We start from the raw sequence: 18,604 nt of genomic DNA, 5'->3' as shown, positions 1-18,604 counted from the left end.
GCCGCGCGAATTACCGGCGCAGCCCGCGCGGCAACCAGCGCGGATACGGCCGCGCGTGCAGATGGTAGTGATCCGGGATCTGCCGCATGTGGTCGTCGAAGAACCACCCATCCGGATAGAGCCGATCAGCGATCTCGGCGAGGCGCGCCTGCATCACGGCGCGCTCCTCGTCGGTGGGACGGGGACGGTGCGCGCCGAGCACCGCCATGGCGACGTCGCACGAGTCACAGTCGAGGACGACGAACCGAAAGGGCTCGTCGAACTCGGCGTGCCAGGTGGTGGTGCGGTGCAGCGCACACAACTCACACGGCGTCATGCGCCGAGGGGATGCGGGGGCGCGCCGCGGAGCGGCGCGCCCCGACGGGCATCAGACCTTGACGACGTTCGCGGCCTGCGGGCCCTTCTTGCCGTCGGTAATCTCGAATTCCACCCGCTGTCCCTCCTCGAGACTGCGGAACCCCTCGCCGGCGATGGCGCTGTAGTGCACGAAGACGTCCTCGCCGTCGTCACGCTTGATGAATCCGTACCCCTTCTCCGGGTTGAACCACTTCACCGTTCCCTGCGGCATGCGCTTCCTCCTTCTCTGGTCTGCGTCCTGCGGGAAGCTGCATGTCTGGATGAACCCCTGAACCAGAACGATTGCTGCTCTTTCCCGAGACTGCGGCTGCGTATACCGGATCGACAGGACCCCAGCAAAGCAAAATTTGACCGTCGCGCATGACGACGACGATGTGCGAAGTGCCGCGGGATCGCCGCGCCCACGGCCATTGCACGCGCAGGTCGATTCGCGTCGGGGCCGTGGACGCACGGGTGATTCCGATCGACTGCACCCCGATCCTCGATGGCGGCGGGACGTCGAAACGTGCAGCACGCCCTGCCCATTCGGCCCAGCGGCGCACCTCGCCGGCCGCGTCCGCCGGGGCCGAGGCCCGAAACGTCCCCAGCGCCGCGACCACCCTCTCCCATGCCTCACGAGGCGGGCGACGGGACGGAGACGGTCAACGCGATTCGCCCGCGACTCCTTGTCGCCGGGGTCTTCATGGTTACCCTGTCGTCGACATGAGAGCCCCTACCGGAAGAGAGGTCATCCTCACCGCCTTCGATCGCCTGTTCGACCGCGCCGCCGACAAGCTGCGGCTGGAGTACACCGCCGAGGAGCGGGCGGAGGCGAAACGGTTCTTCAGCGAGCGCTACGACGAGGCCCTGCAGATCCTCGACCAGGTGGATTTCCCGGCCATCGACGAGCCGGTGATGGCGAACATGGAAACGGCCATCGACGAGCTCTCGCCGGCCTACATCGCCGCCCACCTCGCCACCGGGCCGCTCGCGCTGCACGTCCAGGAGTTCATGCGTACCCTGGCGATGCGCGCGGCCGAGCAGCGGGTGCTCGACCATCTCGCGAGCCGCGCGGACGACGCGTACGGCGGCAATTGAACGAACGCGGCGGGGGAGGGCGCGAACGCTACCGGCGGCGGCGCGGCCTGATCTCCCGCACCGTTCCCGCCGTCTTCAGATCGTACCCGCCCAGGCGCTCCACCGCCTGACGCAGCTCCGGGGAGCGCAACGTCTCCAGCAGGACCGCGGCCGCCGCCGTGCGGGCGAAGTCGCCGCGCAGCACCAGGTCGTACTCCTCGCGTTCGATCGGCACGAAGTCGAGGCCGATCGCCGTCGCGGCGGAGCGGATGCCGAGCCCGCAGTCGGCCAGGCCGCTGGCGACCGCGACCGCCACCGCCATGTGCGTGTACTCCTCGCGCTCGTAGCCGCGGATGCGGCGCGGCGCGATGCGCTGCTTGCCGAGCAGGTAGTCGAGCAGCACCCGCGTTCCGGCGCCCGGCTGGCGGTTCACGTAGCGCACGTCGCTGCGGGTGAGGTCGCGCAGCGCGCGGATGCGCTTCGGGTTGCCGCGGGCGACGATCAGCCCCTGCTCGCGCACCGCCAGCGAGACCACCTGGACGTCGGCGCGGACCCCGAACAGGCGCGCGACGTCCGGCAGATTGTAGGCGCCCGTCCTCGGATCGAGCAGGTGCGTTCCCACCAGATGCGCCTCGCCGCGCTTGAGCGCCACCAGGCCGCCGAGACTGCCGACGTTGGTCATCGACAGCTTCAGATGCGGCGCCCGCCGTTTCAGGCAGTCCTCGAGGATCCCCAGCGCGACGTCGTGGCTGCCGCTCATCACGATCGTGTGCTCGATCTCGCCGGCCGGGCGCAGCAACTCGACCTCCACCTCCTCGCCCGCGTTCACGCCCTCCGACAGCGACGGGATGCGCAGCACGCCATCGGCGCGCACCATCGAGGTGATGACGCCGGCGCCGCGGCCGAGCGGGTTGGCGACGATGCGCTCGCCGACCCGCCCGAGCGTCACGCGCACGAACTCCTCCAGGCCGAGCTTCGAGGGCAGCTTGCGCGGCACCACCGCGCGCACCGTCGGCGGCGGCTCGGCCACCGTGCCGAGCAGGCGCGCGATCAACGGCCGCAGCAGTTGCTGGCAGACGATCACTGCCGACACCGGATACCCGGGCAGCCCGAGCACCGGCGTCGCGCCGACGCGGGCGCAGATGGCCGGCTTGCCGGGCATGATGTCGATGCCATGCACCAGCACCTCGCCCAGCGCCGCGAGCGCCGCGACGGTGAAATCGCGCGCCCCCGCCGAGGAGCCGGCGATCACCACCACCGCGTCGTGGTCCGCCGCCGCCCTGGCGACCGCCGCCTGGATGCGCGCCCGGTCGTCGGCGACCCGCGGCAGGCGAACCGGCTCGCCGCCCCACTCGGTCACGAAGGCCGCCACGACGCGCGAATTGAACTCGGGGATGGCGCCCGGCCGCATCGCCGCGCCCGGCTCGACCAGCTCGCTGCCGGTGGGGATGATCGCGATCCGCGGCGTTGGCGCGACGGCGACCGTCAGGTGGCCGGCGGCGAGCAGGGCGCCGATGTCGTACGGCCGGATGCGATGGCGGCGCGGCAGCAATGCCTCGGTGGCGACGACGTCCTCGCCCACCAGGCGCACGTGCTGCCAGGGCGCCGCCGCGGCGCGGATCGTCACCCGCCCGTCGCTGGCCGGGTAGACGTTCTCGATCATCACCACCGCGTTCGCCCACTCGGGCAGGGCGTGGCCGGTGTCCACCGCGGCGAAGGCCTTCGCCGGCTGGCGTCCGCGCGCCGTCGCCGGCACCAGCGTCATCGGCTGCGCCTCGCTGGCGCCGAAGGTGTCCTCGGCGCGCACGGCGATCCCGTCCATCGCCGCGCCGTGGTAGTGCGGCACCGAGACGCGGGCGAACACCGGCGCGGCGGTGATGCGGCCGAGGCTGTGCTCGACCGCCACCGACTCGGCCGCGCGCTGGGGCGGCGTCCAGTCCTCGACGAACAGGCGCAGCGCCTCGGCCAGCGACGTCTTGTTCAGGTAGCGCGTGCGCCGCGCTGGCGCCGGCGCGACGTCGGCGCAGCAGTCGTCGGCGGTGATCGGCGGAGCGGGGCTCGGCTTGGCGCGGCGCGGCATCGATCGGCTCATTCGAACAGGCGGACCTCGACCTCGACGCCCTCGTCGATGCCCTCCGCGCTGGCGGGGATGCGGACCAGGCCGTCGGCCGACACCAGGTTGAAGATCGCGCCCGACTTGCCGGGCAGCGGCTCGGCGACGCGCACGCCGGCGCGCTCGCTCAGCCGCACCCGCACGTAGTCCTCGCGCCCCGCTTGCGAGGCGATGTTCTGCGCCAGTCGGGCGCGCGTCACCGCGCGCGGCGCGAAGGCGGCGACGGGGTCCTCCCCGCCGAGGATGCGCAGCAGCGGCGCGCCGAACAGCTCGAAGATCACCAGCGCCGACACCGGGTGTCCCGGCAGTCCCACCACGGGCTTGTCCAGGGCGCGCGCCAGGATGGTCGGCTTGCCCGGCGCCACCGAGATGCCGTGGAACACCATCGACGAGCGCGGAAAGGAAGTGATGACGTCGGTGGTGAGGTCCTTCACCCCGACCGAGCTGCCGCCGGACAGCATGACGACGTCGGTGCGCGCCAGCGCGGTGGCCAACGCCTTACGCAAGCGATCGGCGCGATCGGACACGACGCCGAAGTCGGTCACCAGCGCGCCGGCGTCGCTCGCCATCGCGGCCAGCGAGAACTGGTTGATGTTGCGCACCTGGCCGGGACGCGGCTGCTTCTCCGGCGGCACGATCTCGTCGCCGGTCGCGATCAGACCGACCCGCGGCCGCTTGTGCACCCGCACCCGCGTGATGCCGAGGCCGGTGAGGGCGCCGAGGTCCTGGGCGCGCAGGCGGCGGCCGCGCGCGAACACCGGCGCGCCGCGCGCGATGTCCTCGCCCACCCGCAGCACGTGCTGCCAGGGCGAGACGCCGCGTTGGATCTCGACCGTGCCGTCGCCGACCTCGTCGGTGTGCTCGACCATCACCACCGCGTCGGCGCCACGCGGCAGCATGCCGCCGGTGGCGATGCGCATCGCCTGCCGCCGGCGCAGCGGCGTCCGCGCCGTCTCGCCCATCTCGATCGCGCCGGCGATGCGCAGGTACATCGGCACGCTCGGCGAGGCGCCGAAAGTGTCGGCGGCGCGCACCGCGTAGCCGTCCATGTTGGCGCGGTCGAAGTGCGGCAGATCGGCGGGCGCGACCAGGTCGGCGGCCAGCACGCGGCGCGCCGCGTCGCGGGTGGCGATCGTCTCCGCGCCGAGCGCCGACAGGGCGCGGATGGCCGCCCGCGCCTCGTCGGTCGAGACGACGCGGAAGAACGGCTTCAGACGTCGAACGTCCGATGCTCGAGGCATGGCAGCTCCCGCCGCACGCGGACGAGGTAGTCGAGATCGATCTCGCCGGCGATCGCCGTCGCCGCATTGGACGCGCGCGCGATCGGCGTCCCCCACGGATCGACGATCAGCGAGTGCCCATAGTCCTGCACGCCGCTCGGGCCGCGGCCGATCTGGTTCGGCGCCACGACGTACACCTGATTCTCGATGGCCCGCGCCCGCGCCAGGATCTCCCAATGCTGGGCGCCGGTCGGGAAGGTGAAGGCCGAGGGCAGGCAGACGATCTCCGCGCCGGCGGCGCCGAGGCGACGGAACAGCTCGGGGAAGCGGAGATCGTAGCAAATGGCGAGGCCGAGCATCCCGACCTCGGTCGGCACCACCACCACCGCGTCGCCCGCCACCTTGGTCGCGGACTCGCGGTGCGTGACGTGGCCGGGGATGTCGACGTCGAACAGATGGACCTTGCGGTAGCGGGCGAGCAGGGCGCCGTCCCGCCCGTAGACGGTGCAGGTATTGTGATAGCGTCCCGGCTCGGACGACCGCTCGAGCAGCGACCCGCCGACCAGCACCACGCCGAGGTCGCGCGCCAGGGCCGCGAGCCGTTCGCTGGTCGGGCCCGGAATCGACTCCGCGGCGTCGGCCTCGGCGGCGCGTGGGCCGCGCCAGGCGAACATCTCCGGCAACACGACCAGTGCCACGCCGCGGCGCGCGGCCTGCGCCGCCAGGCCCGCGGCGGTGGCGAGGTTGGCCTCTTTGTCCGGTCCGGCGCAGAGCTGGACGGCGGCGGCGAGGAAGCGGCGTTCCATGGCGAGCGACGGCGACGAGGCGACGACTAGTCGGCGGTCGGAGGGCGGTCAAGGCGCCGCCCCGCCGGGTGTCGCGCCGCCGGCTTTCTGTCGCGCCGCCGGCTTTCTTGGCGCCAGGCGCGGGCTTGTGGTAGCCGGGGCTCAGGCATGAGCACCGCAGCGAAGAGCCCCGTTCGCCTGATCAAGCGCTACGGCAACCGCAAGCTGTACGACGTCGAGGCCAGCCGTTACGTCACCCTCGAGGGCATCCGCGCCCTCGTCCAGAGCGGCGAGGACGTGCGCGTCGTCGACAACGACAGCGGCGAGGATCTCACCCGCGTCACCCTGGCGCAGATCATCTACGAAGCCGAGAAGAAGCCGAACGGCGGCGGCACGCTGTCGCTGCCGCTGCTGCGCCGCCTGGTGCAGTTCGGCGACGAGGCGGTGCGCGACCTGCGGCGCGGCGTCGAACGCGGCCGCGAGGCGCTGGAGAGCATGCGCGAGGGCGTGCAGGAGCTGGTCAATCGACGCACCGCCACCAAGGGCAAGAAGGGCGCCTCGCTACTCGAGGAGCTGCTCGAAGCGCCGCAGCGCACGCTCGACGATCTGCAGCACCGCATCGACGCGCAGGTGCGGCAGTCGGTCGAGCGCGTCACCCATCACCCCGCCCTGCGCGGCGAGCTGAAGCGCATCGAACAGAGCCTGCGGCAGCTCGAGGAGCGCCTCGGGCGTGCCAAGCCCAAGCGGGCGGCGAAGCCGAAGAAGAAGAAGAAGCCGTAGCGGCGTTCGCCGTCAGACCGGTGGCGATCAGGGGCCGATCCGCCCGCCCCCCCGCCAGGGCGAACCGCCGGACCGCGAACGACCTGCCTTCCGCCGCCTACCAATGCCTCCGCGCGCGTGCGAAGATTCCCTCGCATGGCAATGCCTCCGCTCCGCGTCACCGGGCTCGATCATTTCGTGCTCCGGGTGCGCGACCTCGACGCGTCGATCGGCTTCTACCGCGACCTCCTCGGCCTGCCGATCGAGATGTTGGAGGAGTACCGCGCCGGCGCCCGCCCGTTCGTCTCGGCGCGGCTCGGCGGGCAGTTGATCGACCTGGTGCCGGATCCGACCTACGACGGCACCCTCGGCGGCCTGCTCCACTTCTGCGTCCGCGTCGACGGTCGGCTCGACGCCGTGCTGCCGCCCCTGCGCGCGGCCGGCGTGTCCGTCTTCGAGGACGAGCCGATGATCCGCCTCGGCGCCACCGGGTATGGCCCGTCGATCTACGTGCGCGATCCCGACGGCTACGTGGTCGAGATCAAGGAGGAGCACCCGACATGAGCCGTCCACGCCTGTTCGTCTGGCGCGGGGCGCTGCCGCTCTGGTTCCTCCTCGTCGCCGGCCTGCCGCTGGCGGCGATGTTTCTCTTCTCGCTCGCCATCGCCGGGGCGGTGGTGCTCGGCGGCGCGCTGCTCGCCTCCCTCCTGCTGCCGCGGCTGGGCGGGCGGCGCGCGCCGCGGCGCGACGACGGGACCATCGAGCTCGACCCCTCCCAGTTCCGCCGCCTGCCCGAATCGCGCCAGCGGCGATAGCCCGCCCCCCCCCCCCCGCCAGGAGAACGGAGCCGACGATGCCGATCGAAGCGGCCGACGAGCACATGCACGCCAACACCGGCGAGGCGAACTTCAACGAGAGCATGTACTTCAACTTCTACGACCGCCGGGCCCGGGTCGGCGCCTTCGCCCGCATCGGCAACCGGCCGAACGAGCGCTACGCGGAGATGACGATCGCCGTCTACCAGGCCGACGGCACGGCCCTGTTCAACTACAAGCGGCCGGAGATCGCCGACAACGGCGCCTTCGCCGCCGGCGGCATGCGCTTCTCCGTCGTCGAGCCGTTCAAGCACCTGCGGGTCGCCTACGAAGGCCACGCCGTGTACCTGAAACAGCCTCTCGATCTCGAGGATCCGCGCGCCGCCTTCACCGGCAACCCCTTCCAGCCGGTCGCGCTGACGCTCGACTGGTACGGCCTCAGCCCGATCTACGGCGGCACGGCGCTCGAGCACAGCGAGATGGTGTTCGCCAAGGGCCACTACGAGCAGCACGGACGCGCCGCCGGCCGCCTGGTCGTCGACGGCCGGGCGCTCGACGTCGAGGGCTTCGGCCTGCGCGACCACTCCTGGGGCCCGCGCTCCTGGCAGTCGCCGGCGTACTATCGCTGGCTGATCGGCCAGTTCGACGACGACTTCGGCTTCATGGGCTCGCAGATCGTCACCCAGGGCGGCAGCGAGTTGCTGAGCGGTTTCGTCTTCCGCGGCGGCGAGAACCACTACGTCGAGCGGCTCACCGTCCACACCGACTGGGCCGAGCCCGGCCATTACCACGATCGCATCGATCTGACGCTGCACACGCGCACCGCCGGCGACGTCGCGATCAGCGGCCGCGTGCTCACCATGCTGCCGCTGCGCAACCGCCGCGACGGCAAGGTCACGCGCATCAGCGAAGGGCTGACCGAATGGCGCTGCGGCGATCACGTCGGCTACGGCTGGTCGGAGTATCTCGACCAGATCGCGTGAGGGTCCCACGATGAAGGTCGTTTCCGTTCCGCAGCTGTCCGACAACTACGCCTACCTGGTCATCGACGAACGCACCCAGCAGGCGGGCATCGTCGACTGCGCCGAGGCCCCGCCGGTGCTGCAGGCGGTGGCGCGCGAGCGGGTGACGCTGACCGCCATCCTGCCGACGCACCATCACTACGACCACGTCGGTGGCAACGAGGCGCTGCTGCAGGCGATCCCCGGCCTGGCCGTCTACGGGGTCGACGACCGCATCCCCGGCCTCACCCAGCGCGTGCAGGACGGCGACACCATCGCGCTCGGCTCGCTGTCGGCGCGCGTCGTCTTCATTCCCGCCCACACCACCGGCCACATCGCGTATTACTTCCCCGATGAGCGCGCCGTGTTCACCGGCGACACGCTGTTCGCCGGCGGCTGCGGCCGGCTCTTCGAGGGCGACGCGGCGATGATGATCGGCTCGCTGTCGAAGCTGCTGGTCCTGCCGGACGACACGCGCGTCTACTTCGGCCACGAGTACACCGAGAAGAACCTGCGCTTCGCCCGCACGCTGGAGCCGGAGAACGCCGCGCTGCGCGAGAAGCACGCCTGGTCGGAGGCGCAGATGCGCGCCGGCGCGACGACGACGCCGACCACCATCGGCTCCGAGAAGGCGACCAACCCCTTCCTGCGCTGGACCAGCCCCGAGCTGCGCGCCACGCTGCGCGCGCGCTTCCCGGAGCTGCCGATGACCGACGTCGAGGTGTTCGCCAGGACGCGCGCGCTCAAGGACAGCTTCTGATCATGAAGGTGATCGTCACCGGCGGCGCCGGCTACATCGGCGCCCACGTCACGCGCGCGCTGGCCGCGGCCGGCCACACGCCGATCGTCGTCGACGATCTGCGCTGCGCGACGCGCGAGCGGGTCGGCGACCACCTGCACGAGCCGGTCGCCTGCGAGGACACCGCGGCCCTGACCGCCGTCTTCGCGCGCCATCGGCCGCAGGGCGTCATCCACCTCGCCGGCTACATCAGCGTCGGCGAGTCGGTGCGCGACCCCGAAAAATACTGGGGCAACAACCTCGCCGCCGCTGCCAGCCTGCTCATCGCGTGCGCTCGCCACCCCGTCGCGGTGATCCTCTTCTCGTCGACCGCCGCGGTCTACGGCAACGCCGAGGTGTCGCCGATTCCGGAGCAGGTGCCGCTGGCGCCGACCTCGCCGTACGGCGCCTCCAAGCTGGCCTTCGAGCGGCTGCTGCACGCCAGCGCGCCGGCCGCCGGCTTCCGCTCGGCGGCGCTGCGCTACTTCAACGCCGCCGGCGCCAACCCCGCGTGGCGGGTCGGCGAGGCGCACCGCCCCGAGGAGCATCTCATCCCGCGCGTCATCGACGCGCTGCTCGCCGGCCGGCCGGTGCAGGTGTACGGCAACGACTACCCGACCCGCGACGGCACCTGCGAACGCGATTACATTCACGTCACCGATCTCGCCAGCGCCCACGTGCGGGTGCTCGAGGCGGACGCGTTGCCGAGCGGCGTCAGCTTCAACGTCGGCACCGGCCACGGCAACTCGGTGCTGCAGGTGATCGAGACCGTCGGCCGCCGCCTCGGCCGCCGGCCGGAGATCGACGTCCTGCCGCGCCGCCCCGGCGATCCCGCCAGCCTGGTCGCCGATCCCTCGGCGCTGCGCGCCGCGCTCGGCTGGCGGGCGGAACACTCGAGCCTCGAGGAGATCGTCGACTCGGCGGTCGACTGGGAGCTCGGACGACGCGGCTGAGGCCGCAGGGAGCGACGCATGGCCTACGTGGTGCAGAAGGTGGAATGGTACCAGCTCCGCGACGACGACGGACACGCCTTCTTCGTCATGGTGTCGAGCCTGCCGAACGGCTTCTTCACCGCCGTGCCGGTGGACATCCACATGACCCGCCTGGACCACTCCAAGATGGGCCTCGCCGCCTCGGCGGAGGACGCCCTGGCGCAGCTCGAGGGCGCGCTCGAGGGGAAGAAGCGCGACCAGCTCTTCCCGCCCGCACAGACGTGAGCCGGCGCGCCGGACGCGGACGCCGATGCCATCGGCGCGGCCGCTGACCCGCGCACCCGGCGTTCACTCTCCGCCACGCCTTGGACTCCACCCTCGTCCTCGCCGTCCTGCTCTCGGCGCTGCTGCACGCGCTGTGGAACTCGTTCGTCAAGGTCGGACAGGACCGGCTGGTCAGCGTCGCGGTCATCTGCGCCACCGGTGGGGTGCTCTCCGCGCCGGTGGCGCTGCTGATGCCGCTGCCCGGCGCGGTGGGATTCGGCCTCGCGCTGCTCTCGGTGGCGACCCATCTCGCGTACTACTTCTGCCTGGTCAACGCGTATCGCTTCGGGGACCTGAGCCGCGTCTATCCGCTGGCGCGCGGGCTGGCGCCGCCGCTGGTCGCGATCGGCGCCGCGCTGGTCGCCGGCGAGCGACTGGGCGCGCGGGAGGTCGGTGGCGTCGCGCTGGTCTCGATCGGCATCGCCAGCCTGGTCGCCGGCGCGCAGGCCGGCGCCGAGCGGCGCGGCCTGTGGTTCGCCGCCGCCACCGGGGCGATGATCGGCATCTACACCGTGCTCGACGGCCTCGGCGGGCGCGCGGCGCCGCGCGCCCTCAGCTACATCGCCTGGCTGAACATGCTGGAGGGGGCGCTGCTGCTCGCCGCGGCGCGGGTCCGCCGCGGACCCGCCGTGTGGCCCGCGGTGCGCGCCGTGCTGCCGCGCGGCGTCGTCGCCGGGCTGATGGCGACGGTGGGCTACGGCATCGTCATCTATGCCCTGAGCCGCGGCGCGATGGCGCACGTCTCGGCGCTGCGCGAGACCAGCGTCGTCATCGCGGCGCTGATCGGCACCCTGGTGCTCGGCGAGCCCGGGGCCGCGCGCCGCATCGCCGCGGCGGCGGTCGTCGCCGCCGGCGTGATCATCCTCAACGGCTGAGCGATCGGCGCCGTCGCCTCGGGGAGGCGGCCGCCGCGCGCATGAGAAGCGCCCTCATCCGCGCGGCGGCAGCGGCGAGGAATCCGTCCGCGCCATCGCCCGCGTTCGTGGCCCGCGTTCGTTGCCCGGCACCGCGCGCTGCTGCTAACGGCACGTCCGATGCCGTCCGCCACCGCCGACTGGGGATTCGCCAGCGCACTGGACGACGTCGCCGGCGCCGTCGCCATCGTCGGCATCGGCGACGCCGACTACACCCGCGCCTCGGGTCGCACGACCACCGAGATCGCGGCCCAGGCCACCGAGCGCGCGCTCGCCGACGCCGGCCTGACGGCGGCCGACGTCGACGGCATCATGTACGTGCCGTTCTCCGGCGACCAGCTCACGGCCGGCGACTTCCGCGCCCACTTCGGCACCACGCACGCGATGTGGGAGTCGGACCGCGGCGGCGGCATGGTGTGGGCGGGTTCGGCGCCCTACGACGCCGCGCTGGCCATCCGCGACGGCCGCGCGACCTGCGTGCTCAACACGTTCTCCGTCGCCTGGGCGACGCAGCGGGCGCAGATGGTGGGCGGCCCCGGCCAGGTCCACGCCGAGGAGCTGTTCAAGCGGAACCTCGAGATCCCGTTCGGCTGGTTCCCGCAGCCGGTCTACTTCGCCACCATCGCGCGCCGCCACATGCACGAGTTCGGCACCACGCCGGAGCAGCTCGGCGCCATCGCCGTCGCCTGCCGCCGCCACGCGCAGCACACCCCGAGCGCGGTGATGCGCGACCGGCCGCTCACCCTCGCCGACTACCTCGCCAGCCCGTTGATCGCCGATCCCTTCCGCAAGGAGGACTGCTGCCTGATCTCCGACGGCGGCGCCGCCTATCTCATGACCTCGCTCGAGCGGGCACGCGATCTGCGGCAGCCGATCATCGCCGTGCTCGGCGTCGGCGTCGGCAACTCGCGCACCGGCGCCTACTGGTCGCAGCAGGAGGCGTTCACGTCGACGCCGCAGGTGTTCGCGGCGCCGGGGGCCTTCGCGATGGCGGGCGTCGCGCCGGGCGACGTCGACGTGCTCGCCTGCTACGACCCGTTCACCATCGTTTCCCTGATGCAGATCGAGGACATGGGCTTCTGCCCCAAGGGCGAGGGCGGACCGTTCGTCGCCGGCGAGCGCCTGAGCTTCGACACCGGCTCGCTGCCCTACAACACCCACGGCGGGCTGCTCTCGCACGCCTACGTGCTCGGCATCGCCCACGTGGTCGAGATCGTGCGCCAACTGCGCGGCGAGGCGGCGGCGCAGGTGCGCGGAGCGCGCATCGGCGTCTACGGCGGCTATACCGGCCCCCAGGCCAGCACGCTGATCCTGGCCAGGCAGTGATGCACCCCGACTTTCCGCTGCCCGACGTCGACTGGCCGCCGACCCGCGAGCTGTGGGCCGGCGCGGCGCGCGGCGCGCTGCGCATCCCGCGCTGCGATCGGTGCGGACGCGGGGTGTGGTATCCCGAGCCGCCGTGCCGCTGGTGCGGCGGCGCGACGATGACCTGGCACGACGTCAGCGGCCGCGGCCACCTCTTCTCCTGGTCGGTGGTGCGTCACGCCTGGATCCCGCAGGTCGCCGACCGCCTGCCCTTCGTCACCGGCCTGGTGGCGCTGGTCGAGGATCCCGCCGTCCACATCGTCAGCTACATCGTCGACTGCGCCCCGGAGTCGCTGCGCTGCGACCAGCCGGTGCACGCCGTGTTCCGACCGTTGCGCTATCCGGGCGTGGAGCGCACGGTGATGGCGCCGCTGTTCACGCCGACCCGATGACGCAATCCCGCGCCGTGCCACTGGAGGCCGCCATGTCCGAGCCGTTCGCCGAGGTCGCCAGCATCGACTACCCGATCGTCGACGCCGACGCGCACGTCAACGAACCGCCCGATCTCTGGCAGCAACGCGTTCCCGCCCGCCTGCGCCCCCGCGCCCCCAAGGTGCTGCACACCGACGAGGGCGATGTCTGGTCGTTCGACGATGGCAAGAAGCTGCGCCCGCTCGGGCTCACCGCCACCGCCGGGCTGAGCTACCTGCAGTTCCGTCCCTCGGGCATGCGCTACGACACCATCCGCCCGGGCAGCTTCGACACCGCCGCCCGCCTCGCCGATCTCGACGCCGACGGCATCCACGCCCAGATCCTCTATCCGAGCATCACCCTCGCCGGCGCCCGCACCTACAGCGAGGATCGCGAGCTGCAGTGCGCCTGCGTGCGCGCCTACAACGAGTGGATCCTCGAGCTCTGCGGCCCGTCCGGCGGCCGTCTGATCCCACAGGCGATCATCCCCACCACCGGCATCGACGATGCCATCGCCGAGCTGCAGTGGGCGATGGCGCACGGGCATCGCGGCGCCCTTCTCGCCGCCTTCCCCAACGGCACCTACGAACCGACTGGCGACGACGATCGCTTCTGGGCCGTCGCCGAGGAGGCGGCGTTCCCGCTCGGCATCCACATCGGCAGTTTCACCGACACCGGCCTGCAACCGACGGTGTCGTTCGGCACCCTCGCCTTCCTCGCCCACGCCGGCGCCTCGAAGGCGGGCGCGGATTCCATGGAAGCAGCGCTCCGCGTCCTCTTCTCCGGCGCCTGCCAGAGGTTCCCCCGCCTGCGCTTCGTCATCGTCGAGGGCAACATCGGCTGGATCCCGACGGCGATGGAGCAAGTCGACGACATGTTCCTCCGCTACCGCTGGTACACCGGCGCCGCCGAGGTCATGAGCACGATGCCGAGCCGCACGTTCCACACCAACTTCTGGGCGACGTTCATGATCGACACCATCGGCCTCGAGCTGCGGCACCACCTCAACATCGAGCACCTGATGTGGTCCACGGACTACCCGCACACCGGCAGCGACTGGCCGAACAATCGCGTCACCATCGGCCGCCTCTTCCGCGGCCTGCCGCGCGCCGAGGTGAAGAAGTTCCTGCTCGACAACTGCCGCGCCCTCTATCACCTCGATCACATTCCGGATCGGCTTCCAGCGCCGAGCCCCGCAGGCATACAGGCGCGCCGGACGTGAAGGCAGCGCTGGCGGGCCGCGCGGGAGCGCGGCCCGGCGCGCGAGCAACGGAACGGCCTAGTGCACCGTCGTTGAGACAGGGTTGAGCAGGTTGCCGGTCATCGGCGGTCCTCGCGAGGAACGCCGACGCAGGAATATCGGGAATATTCCAAGGAGGCGTGACGCTGCGAGGGACGTCGAGGGCCGGCAAGATGCGTGAGCCCATCTCGACGACGGTGCACTAGGCAGGCGCGCGCATCCGGGCGCCGGTCGCAACGGCGGCTGCCGCGTGGGAGCGCGGCGCGCCCTCAGTCGTAGGCGCTCCAGGTGAAGCGCTGGCGCTTCTCGATGATGTCGGTGGTGATGACCTGCGTGCCGTCGACCAGGCCGAAGATGTCGTCGGCGGCATGCCGGTTGCCGGCGGTGAGCCAGCCGGTCGCGCCCGCCAGCGCCGCGCCGGCGACCGTCACCGGAAAGCGCAGTGGCACGAAGAAGGCGTTGATCACCATCGCGCTCAGACCGACGCGCGGCTGCGGCTCGCGCACCGGCTCGAAGTCCTGTCCCTGGGCGTACGCACCGCCGGTCATCAGCAGGACCAGTACCGATGCCATCGCCAACCGCTGCAGCCGTTTCATGCGCCACTCCTCGCCCGGCACCGATGAGCGCAGCACGCCGGACACCGGTCGTTGTAACAGATCGATCGCGCTTCTCTACCGCGATTTCGCGTCGCGACCCGCGGCATGCCGGACCGCATGCGGAGTGCCGGCGCCCGGTCGCCCACGGAAGAGGAAACGCACCCCATCCTCCCGGCTTGCGCCGTCGTAGCCGGCAATCGATAAGCGACCGTATGTCCAGCGCCCAACCACTCCCCCACCTGATGCCCGCCCGCCACCTGGCGCACGTCCGCTACGAGATCCGCGGACCGCTGGCGCGGCGCGCCCAGGAGCTGGAGCGGATGGGCTACGAGGTCATCAAGCTCAACATCGGCAATCCCGCCGCGTACGGGTTCCGGCCGCCCGAGACGCTGCGCCTGGCGCTGCTCGAGAACCTGCCGCAGGCCGAGGGCTACTGTCACCAGAAGGGCATCTTCCCCGCCCGCGAGGCGGTGGTGATGGACACCCAGAACAAGGGCATCCCCGGCGTCACCGCCGAGGACGTGTTCATGGGCAACGGCGTCTCCGAGCTGATCCTCATGACCATGGAGGCGCTGCTCGAGCCCGGCGACGAGGTGCTGCTGCCGGCGCCCGACTATCCGCTGTGGACCGCCGCCGTGGTCATCGCCGGCGGCAAGCCGGTCTACTACCCCTGTCGGCCCGAGGCGGGCTTCGTCCCCGATCCCGAGGACGTGGCTGCCCTCATCACCCCGCGCTGCAAGGCGCTGGTACTGATCAACCCCAACAATCCGACCGGCGCCGTCTATCCCCGCGCGGTGGTCGAGGGCCTGGTGCGGGTCGCCGAGACACGGCGCATCGCGTTGTTCTCGGACGAGATCTACGACCGGGTCCTCTACGACGGCGCCGTCCACACGCCGGTGGCGACGCTCTGCCAGGACACGTTGTGCGCCACCTTCGGCGGACTGTCGAAGGTCTACCGCGCCTGCGGCTTCCGCACCGGCTGGGTGTTCTTCAGCGGCCGCCGCGATCACGCGGCGGACTATCTCAACTGCCTCGAGATGCTGGCGTCGCTCCGATTGTGCGCCAGCGTCCCGGGACAGTGGGCGGTGCAGACCGCGCTCGGCGGCGTGCAGAGCATCTACGAGCTCACCGCGCCGACCGGCCGCCTCGGCCGCCAGCGGCAGGCGATCATCGACGCCGTCGCCCGCTCGCCCTTCCTCGCCCTGACGCCGCCGCGCGGCGCGCTCTATGCCTTCGTCCGCGCCCGCACCGACGTGCTGCCGGCGTTCAACGACGCCGACTTCGCCATGCGCCTGCTCGAGGAGAAGCACGTCCTGGTCGTGCCGGGCTCGTCGTTCAACGTCGACTACACCGACCACTTCCGCGTCACCCTCCTGCCCGACGAGGAGACGATCACGACCGTCTTCGCGCGCATGGACGCGCTGCTGGCGGAGATGGCGTAGCGGACGACCCGCCAGCACGGCGCGCCGCCCGCGACGAGACGCGACGCCCTACAGCAATCCCGGGTAGGTGCCGCCGTCGAGTTGCAGGTTCTGACCCGACACGTAGCCGGCCTGGGCGCTGCACAGAAAGGCGCAGGCGGCGCCGAATTCCTCCGGCGTGCCGAGGCGGCCGGCGGCGATGCTGGCGGCCATCTCGGCGTAGGCCTCCTCGATCGTGATCCCGCCCATGGCCGAGCGCAGCTCGGCCATGAAGCGTTGGCGATCGGTGTCGATGCGCTCCGGCAGCAGGTTGTTGATGGTCACGTTGTCGGCGGCGACTTCGCGCGACAGCCCCTTGCACACCGCGGTCAGGGCGCTGCGCGCCGCCGTCGACAGGCCCATCAACGGGTGCGGCGCCTTCACCATCGCCGAGGTGATGTTGACGATGCGCCCGAAGCGACGCGCCCGCATGCCGGCGATGACGCCGCGGATCATCATGACCGGCGCGAGCAGGTTCGACTCCAGCGCCGCCAGCCACGTGGCATGATCCCAGTCCTCGAACCGCCCCGGCGCGGGACCGCCGTTGTTGTTCACCAGGATGTCGGGCGCGGGACAGGCGGCGAGGAGCGCCGCGCGCCCCTCCTCGGTGGCGACGTCGGCCGCGACCGCCGTCACGGACACCCCGCTGGCGGCACGAATCTCCTCCGCCGTCGCGGCCAGTCGATCGGGGTCGCGGCCGTTGATCACCACGTCCACGCCCTCGCCGGCGAGGGCGCGGGCGCAGGCCCTGCCCAGGCCGCGGCTCGATGCGCAGACGATCGCCGTGCGGCCGCTCAGTCCGAGATCCATCTCCCCTCCTTCAGTGGCCGGTGATACGGGCCAGCACGTCACCCAGGATCGCCGCCGGATCGGGCGCGGCGCCGGGCGAGCGCCAGGCGACATGCTGATCCGGTCGCACCAACAGCGCCCCGTCGGTTCCGATGCCGAGCTGCTCTGCCCAACCCCGGTTGGCATCGCGGCCGAGCGCGACGTGGCCGAGCGGTATTCCCTCGATCGTCGCCGCCGCGGCCGCCCAGGCGTCGCCGGCGCTGCCGGTGATCAGGGTGAAGCGATCGTAGGGGATCAGATCGAGGGTCGAGCGGCTGCCGACCCACGCGTGCGGCAGACGCGCCCCGGGGCGGGCGTTGGGCACGAGCTCGCGCACCGGATTCTCGAGCGCCGGCGCGGCGCTGCCGTCGCCGATCAGGGCGCCCGTCGCGTAGGTGAAGCCGAGTTGCAGGCCGAGCATGTCGAAGTGCTCCGCCTGGTTGGCGATCGCCGCCGCGACGCCCGCACGGGCAACGGGATCCGCCAGCACCTCCGCCCGCCGTGCCGCCGCCGCGTCGCCCATGCCGCCGAGCGCTTCATAGACCTCGAACAGGCGCAATGCGTTGGCGATGCTGACGTCGGCATTGCGTTGCGCCACCGGCCGGCGTTCCTGCTCGTAGGTGTCGAGCAGCGACGGATCGGCCCAGCGGCGCTCGACGGCGCCCAGTTTCCACGCCAGGTTGTGGGCGTCCTGCACGCCGGTGTTCAGGCCCATGCCGCCGGTGGGCGGGAAGCGATGCGCCGCGTCGCCGATCAGAAAGGCGCGCCCGTCGCGGTAGCGCTCGGCGACCTGCGCCGTCATCGTCCACGGGCTGATGGTGCGGATGGCGAACGGATGCGCGTCGGTTCCCATCGCCCGCCGCACCAGCGCCGCGCAGCGCGCCTCGTCATAGTCCTGGATGCGCTCGCGGTCGGGATCCCAGGCGTGCATGTAGACCCAGGTCGAGTCGATGTCGTGCGCCACGAAGGCGACGCCGCCCTCGACGTCGGTCAGCCAGTACAGGACTCCGGGGCGCCCGCCGACCAGCGGCCGCAGGTTGGCCTCGAAGTGGATCATGATGAAGCTCTGCAGGCGCGCCGGTCCGATGGGCTCGATGCCGAGCCACTTGCGCACCCGGCTGCCGGCGCCGTCCGCCGCCAGCAGCCAGCGGCTGCGCACTTCGTACGCGCCGCCGTCGGCGGCGATCAGCGAGGTGATGCCGTCGCCGTCCTGCTCCGCCGACCGCCACTCGTGCTGCCAACGCAGCGCCGCCGCGGGCAGGCTGCGCAGGGTGTCGACGAGGATCGGCTCGAAGCGATGCTGCGAGAGGTTGCGCAGCGGCGTCGGCGTCACCGCCAGGACGTCGTCGCCCTGCCGCTCGTAGGGCAGGGCGCCGAGCTCCTCGCCGGCGAGGGTGGTGGTCCAGCGCGCCCAGCCAGCATCCGACGGCGGCCGGCTGGCGGTGGCGAGGGCGGCCATGTCGACGCCGGCTTGGCGGCAGATCTCGAAGGTGCGGGCGTTGACGGCGTGCGCCGCCGGCGCCGGCTGCGGGCCGGGGCGGCGCTCGACGATGCGGCTGTCGATGCCCAGTCGGGCGAGCAGGATGCCGGCGGCGAGCCCGACCGGCCCGCCGCCGACGATGAGGACCGGCACCTCGATGCGGCGCATGC

Annotated in this window: 21 protein-coding genes; 13 read left to right on the top strand and 8 right to left on the bottom strand. The window is 72.0% G+C overall.

Annotated features, from left to right (window positions below; genetic code table 11):
* Nucleotides 1-10: 10 nt before the first annotated feature.
* Together KF840_08315 and KF840_08310 are read right to left on the bottom strand one after the other, a co-directional pair.
* Nucleotides 11-316, bottom strand: a complete 306-nt coding sequence (locus KF840_08315; protein MBX3024901.1) for a hypothetical protein — start codon at nt 314-316, stop codon at nt 11-13.
* Nucleotides 317-367: 51 nt separating this feature from the next.
* The gene (locus KF840_08310) at nt 368-568 is read right to left on the bottom strand and encodes a cold-shock protein (GenBank protein ID MBX3024900.1); all 201 of its coding nucleotides are present in this window, start codon (nt 566-568) and stop codon (nt 368-370) included.
* Between the two features lie 491 nt (nt 569-1,059).
* On the opposite strand from KF840_08310, the gene KF840_08305 reads away from it, so the two are divergent.
* Entirely contained in the window at nt 1,060-1,434 is a 375-nt protein-coding gene (locus tag KF840_08305; protein MBX3024899.1) for a hypothetical protein, read from the top strand.
* 28 nt (nt 1,435-1,462) lie between these two features.
* Here the strand turns inward: KF840_08305 and KF840_08300 are convergent, their stop codons facing one another.
* From KF840_08300 to KF840_08290, 3 genes are read right to left on the bottom strand one after another with little or no spacing between them, the layout of a single operon-like run.
* Complete coding sequence (locus KF840_08300; protein ID MBX3024898.1) at nt 1,463-3,493, bottom strand: molybdopterin biosynthesis protein; 2,031 nt, start codon at nt 3,491-3,493, stop codon at nt 1,463-1,465.
* Between the two features lie 8 nt (nt 3,494-3,501).
* Nucleotides 3,502-4,767, bottom strand: coding sequence for a molybdopterin molybdotransferase MoeA (locus KF840_08295; protein ID MBX3024897.1), 1,266 nt, complete (start codon nt 4,765-4,767; stop codon nt 3,502-3,504).
* Nucleotides 4,737-5,552 carry a carbon-nitrogen hydrolase family protein gene (locus tag KF840_08290; protein MBX3024896.1) on the bottom strand — a complete coding sequence of 272 codons (816 nt, stop codon included), beginning with the start codon at nt 5,550-5,552 and terminating at the stop codon, nt 4,737-4,739. The genes KF840_08295 and KF840_08290 overlap by 31 nt, the downstream gene beginning before the upstream one ends.
* Nucleotides 5,553-5,699: 147 nt before the next feature.
* On the opposite strand from KF840_08290, the gene KF840_08285 reads away from it, so the two are divergent.
* The 11 genes from KF840_08285 (at nt 5,700) to KF840_08235 (ending at nt 14,052) form a co-directional block, all read left to right on the top strand.
* A complete protein-coding gene (locus KF840_08285; GenBank protein MBX3024895.1) occupies nt 5,700-6,311 on the top strand; it encodes a polyhydroxyalkanoate synthesis regulator DNA-binding domain-containing protein in 612 nt (203 codons plus the stop codon).
* A gap of 135 nt (nt 6,312-6,446) precedes the next feature.
* Nucleotides 6,447-6,854: a VOC family protein gene (locus KF840_08280; protein MBX3024894.1), complete on the top strand. Its 408-nt coding sequence runs from the start codon at nt 6,447-6,449 to the stop codon at nt 6,852-6,854.
* Complete coding sequence (locus tag KF840_08275; GenBank protein ID MBX3024893.1) at nt 6,851-7,105, top strand: hypothetical protein; 255 nt, start codon at nt 6,851-6,853, stop codon at nt 7,103-7,105. Before KF840_08280 ends, KF840_08275 begins: the two co-directional genes overlap by 4 nt.
* Before the next feature lie 38 nt (nt 7,106-7,143).
* A complete protein-coding gene (locus KF840_08270) occupies nt 7,144-8,088 on the top strand; it encodes a hypothetical protein (GenBank protein ID MBX3024892.1) in 945 nt (314 codons plus the stop codon).
* Between the two features lie 10 nt (nt 8,089-8,098).
* Entirely contained in the window at nt 8,099-8,866 is a 768-nt protein-coding gene (gene gloB / locus KF840_08265; protein MBX3024891.1) for a hydroxyacylglutathione hydrolase, read from the top strand.
* 2 nt (nt 8,867-8,868) lie between these two features.
* Nucleotides 8,869-9,837 carry a UDP-glucose 4-epimerase GalE gene (galE, locus tag KF840_08260; protein MBX3024890.1) on the top strand — a complete coding sequence of 323 codons (969 nt, stop codon included), beginning with the start codon at nt 8,869-8,871 and terminating at the stop codon, nt 9,835-9,837.
* 18 nt (nt 9,838-9,855) lie between these two features.
* Entirely contained in the window at nt 9,856-10,101 is a 246-nt protein-coding gene (locus tag KF840_08255) for a hypothetical protein (protein MBX3024889.1), read from the top strand.
* An 80-nt stretch (nt 10,102-10,181) separates the two neighbouring features.
* Nucleotides 10,182-11,015, top strand: a complete 834-nt coding sequence (locus tag KF840_08250) for an EamA family transporter (GenBank protein MBX3024888.1) — start codon at nt 10,182-10,184, stop codon at nt 11,013-11,015.
* Nucleotides 11,016-11,174: 159 nt separating this feature from the next.
* A complete protein-coding gene (locus tag KF840_08245; protein ID MBX3024887.1) occupies nt 11,175-12,380 on the top strand; it encodes a thiolase family protein in 1,206 nt (401 codons plus the stop codon).
* On the top strand, nt 12,380-12,811 hold the full coding sequence (locus KF840_08240) for an OB-fold domain-containing protein (GenBank protein MBX3024886.1): 432 nt from the start codon (nt 12,380-12,382) through the stop codon (nt 12,809-12,811). Before KF840_08245 ends, KF840_08240 begins: the two co-directional genes overlap by 1 nt.
* A gap of 32 nt (nt 12,812-12,843) precedes the next feature.
* Nucleotides 12,844-14,052: an amidohydrolase family protein gene (locus KF840_08235; GenBank protein MBX3024885.1), complete on the top strand. Its 1,209-nt coding sequence runs from the start codon at nt 12,844-12,846 to the stop codon at nt 14,050-14,052.
* Nucleotides 14,053-14,339: 287 nt separating this feature from the next.
* On the opposite strand, the gene KF840_08230 is transcribed toward KF840_08235, so the two are convergent.
* Nucleotides 14,340-14,666 carry a hypothetical protein gene (locus KF840_08230; GenBank protein ID MBX3024884.1) on the bottom strand — a complete coding sequence of 109 codons (327 nt, stop codon included), beginning with the start codon at nt 14,664-14,666 and terminating at the stop codon, nt 14,340-14,342.
* Nucleotides 14,667-14,878: 212 nt separating this feature from the next.
* On the opposite strand from KF840_08230, the gene KF840_08225 reads away from it, so the two are divergent.
* Complete coding sequence (locus KF840_08225; protein ID MBX3024883.1) at nt 14,879-16,108, top strand: aminotransferase class I/II-fold pyridoxal phosphate-dependent enzyme; 1,230 nt, start codon at nt 14,879-14,881, stop codon at nt 16,106-16,108.
* 48 nt (nt 16,109-16,156) lie between these two features.
* Here the strand turns inward: KF840_08225 and KF840_08220 are convergent, their stop codons facing one another.
* Nucleotides 16,157-16,936, bottom strand: coding sequence for an SDR family oxidoreductase (locus KF840_08220; protein MBX3024882.1), 780 nt, complete (start codon nt 16,934-16,936; stop codon nt 16,157-16,159).
* Nucleotides 16,937-16,946: 10 nt separating this feature from the next.
* Complete coding sequence (locus tag KF840_08215) at nt 16,947-18,602, bottom strand: FAD-dependent monooxygenase (protein ID MBX3024881.1); 1,656 nt, start codon at nt 18,600-18,602, stop codon at nt 16,947-16,949.
* Between the last annotated feature and the right edge of the window lie 2 nt (nt 18,603-18,604).

It is taken from the genome of bacterium (genome assembly GCA_019637795.1).
Classification (GTDB): Bacteria; Desulfobacterota; Binatia; order HRBIN30; family CADEER01; genus JAHBUY01.
This window is presented reverse-complemented; position numbering and strand designations above follow the sequence as displayed.

Excerpts from the sequence above, each read along its gene's own strand:
- KF840_08315 (MBX3024901.1), bottom strand. The coding sequence starts at position 316 with ATGACGCCGTGTGAGTTGTGTGCGCTGCACCGCACCACCACCTGGCAC.
- KF840_08310 (MBX3024900.1), bottom strand. The coding sequence starts at position 568 with ATGCCGCAGGGAACGGTGAAGTGGTTCAACCCGGAGAAGGGGTACGGA.
- KF840_08305 (MBX3024899.1), top strand. The coding sequence starts at position 1,060 with ATGAGAGCCCCTACCGGAAGAGAGGTCATCCTCACCGCCTTCGATCGC.
- KF840_08300 (MBX3024898.1), bottom strand. The coding sequence starts at position 3,493 with ATGCCGCGCCGCGCCAAGCCGAGCCCCGCTCCGCCGATCACCGCCGAC.
- KF840_08295 (MBX3024897.1), bottom strand. The coding sequence starts at position 4,767 with ATGCCTCGAGCATCGGACGTTCGACGTCTGAAGCCGTTCTTCCGCGTC.
- KF840_08290 (MBX3024896.1), bottom strand. The coding sequence starts at position 5,552 with ATGGAACGCCGCTTCCTCGCCGCCGCCGTCCAGCTCTGCGCCGGACCG.
- KF840_08285 (MBX3024895.1), top strand. The coding sequence starts at position 5,700 with ATGAGCACCGCAGCGAAGAGCCCCGTTCGCCTGATCAAGCGCTACGGC.
- KF840_08280 (MBX3024894.1), top strand. The coding sequence starts at position 6,447 with ATGGCAATGCCTCCGCTCCGCGTCACCGGGCTCGATCATTTCGTGCTC.
- KF840_08275 (MBX3024893.1), top strand. The coding sequence starts at position 6,851 with ATGAGCCGTCCACGCCTGTTCGTCTGGCGCGGGGCGCTGCCGCTCTGG.
- KF840_08270 (MBX3024892.1), top strand. The coding sequence starts at position 7,144 with ATGCCGATCGAAGCGGCCGACGAGCACATGCACGCCAACACCGGCGAG.
- gloB (MBX3024891.1), top strand. The coding sequence starts at position 8,099 with ATGAAGGTCGTTTCCGTTCCGCAGCTGTCCGACAACTACGCCTACCTG.
- galE (MBX3024890.1), top strand. The coding sequence starts at position 8,869 with ATGAAGGTGATCGTCACCGGCGGCGCCGGCTACATCGGCGCCCACGTC.
- KF840_08255 (MBX3024889.1), top strand. The coding sequence starts at position 9,856 with ATGGCCTACGTGGTGCAGAAGGTGGAATGGTACCAGCTCCGCGACGAC.
- KF840_08245 (MBX3024887.1), top strand. The coding sequence starts at position 11,175 with ATGCCGTCCGCCACCGCCGACTGGGGATTCGCCAGCGCACTGGACGAC.
- KF840_08240 (MBX3024886.1), top strand. The coding sequence starts at position 12,380 with ATGCACCCCGACTTTCCGCTGCCCGACGTCGACTGGCCGCCGACCCGC.
- KF840_08235 (MBX3024885.1), top strand. The coding sequence starts at position 12,844 with ATGTCCGAGCCGTTCGCCGAGGTCGCCAGCATCGACTACCCGATCGTC.
- KF840_08230 (MBX3024884.1), bottom strand. The coding sequence starts at position 14,666 with ATGAAACGGCTGCAGCGGTTGGCGATGGCATCGGTACTGGTCCTGCTG.
- KF840_08225 (MBX3024883.1), top strand. The coding sequence starts at position 14,879 with ATGTCCAGCGCCCAACCACTCCCCCACCTGATGCCCGCCCGCCACCTG.
- KF840_08220 (MBX3024882.1), bottom strand. The coding sequence starts at position 16,936 with ATGGATCTCGGACTGAGCGGCCGCACGGCGATCGTCTGCGCATCGAGC.
- KF840_08215 (MBX3024881.1), bottom strand. The coding sequence starts at position 18,602 with ATGCGCCGCATCGAGGTGCCGGTCCTCATCGTCGGCGGCGGGCCGGTC.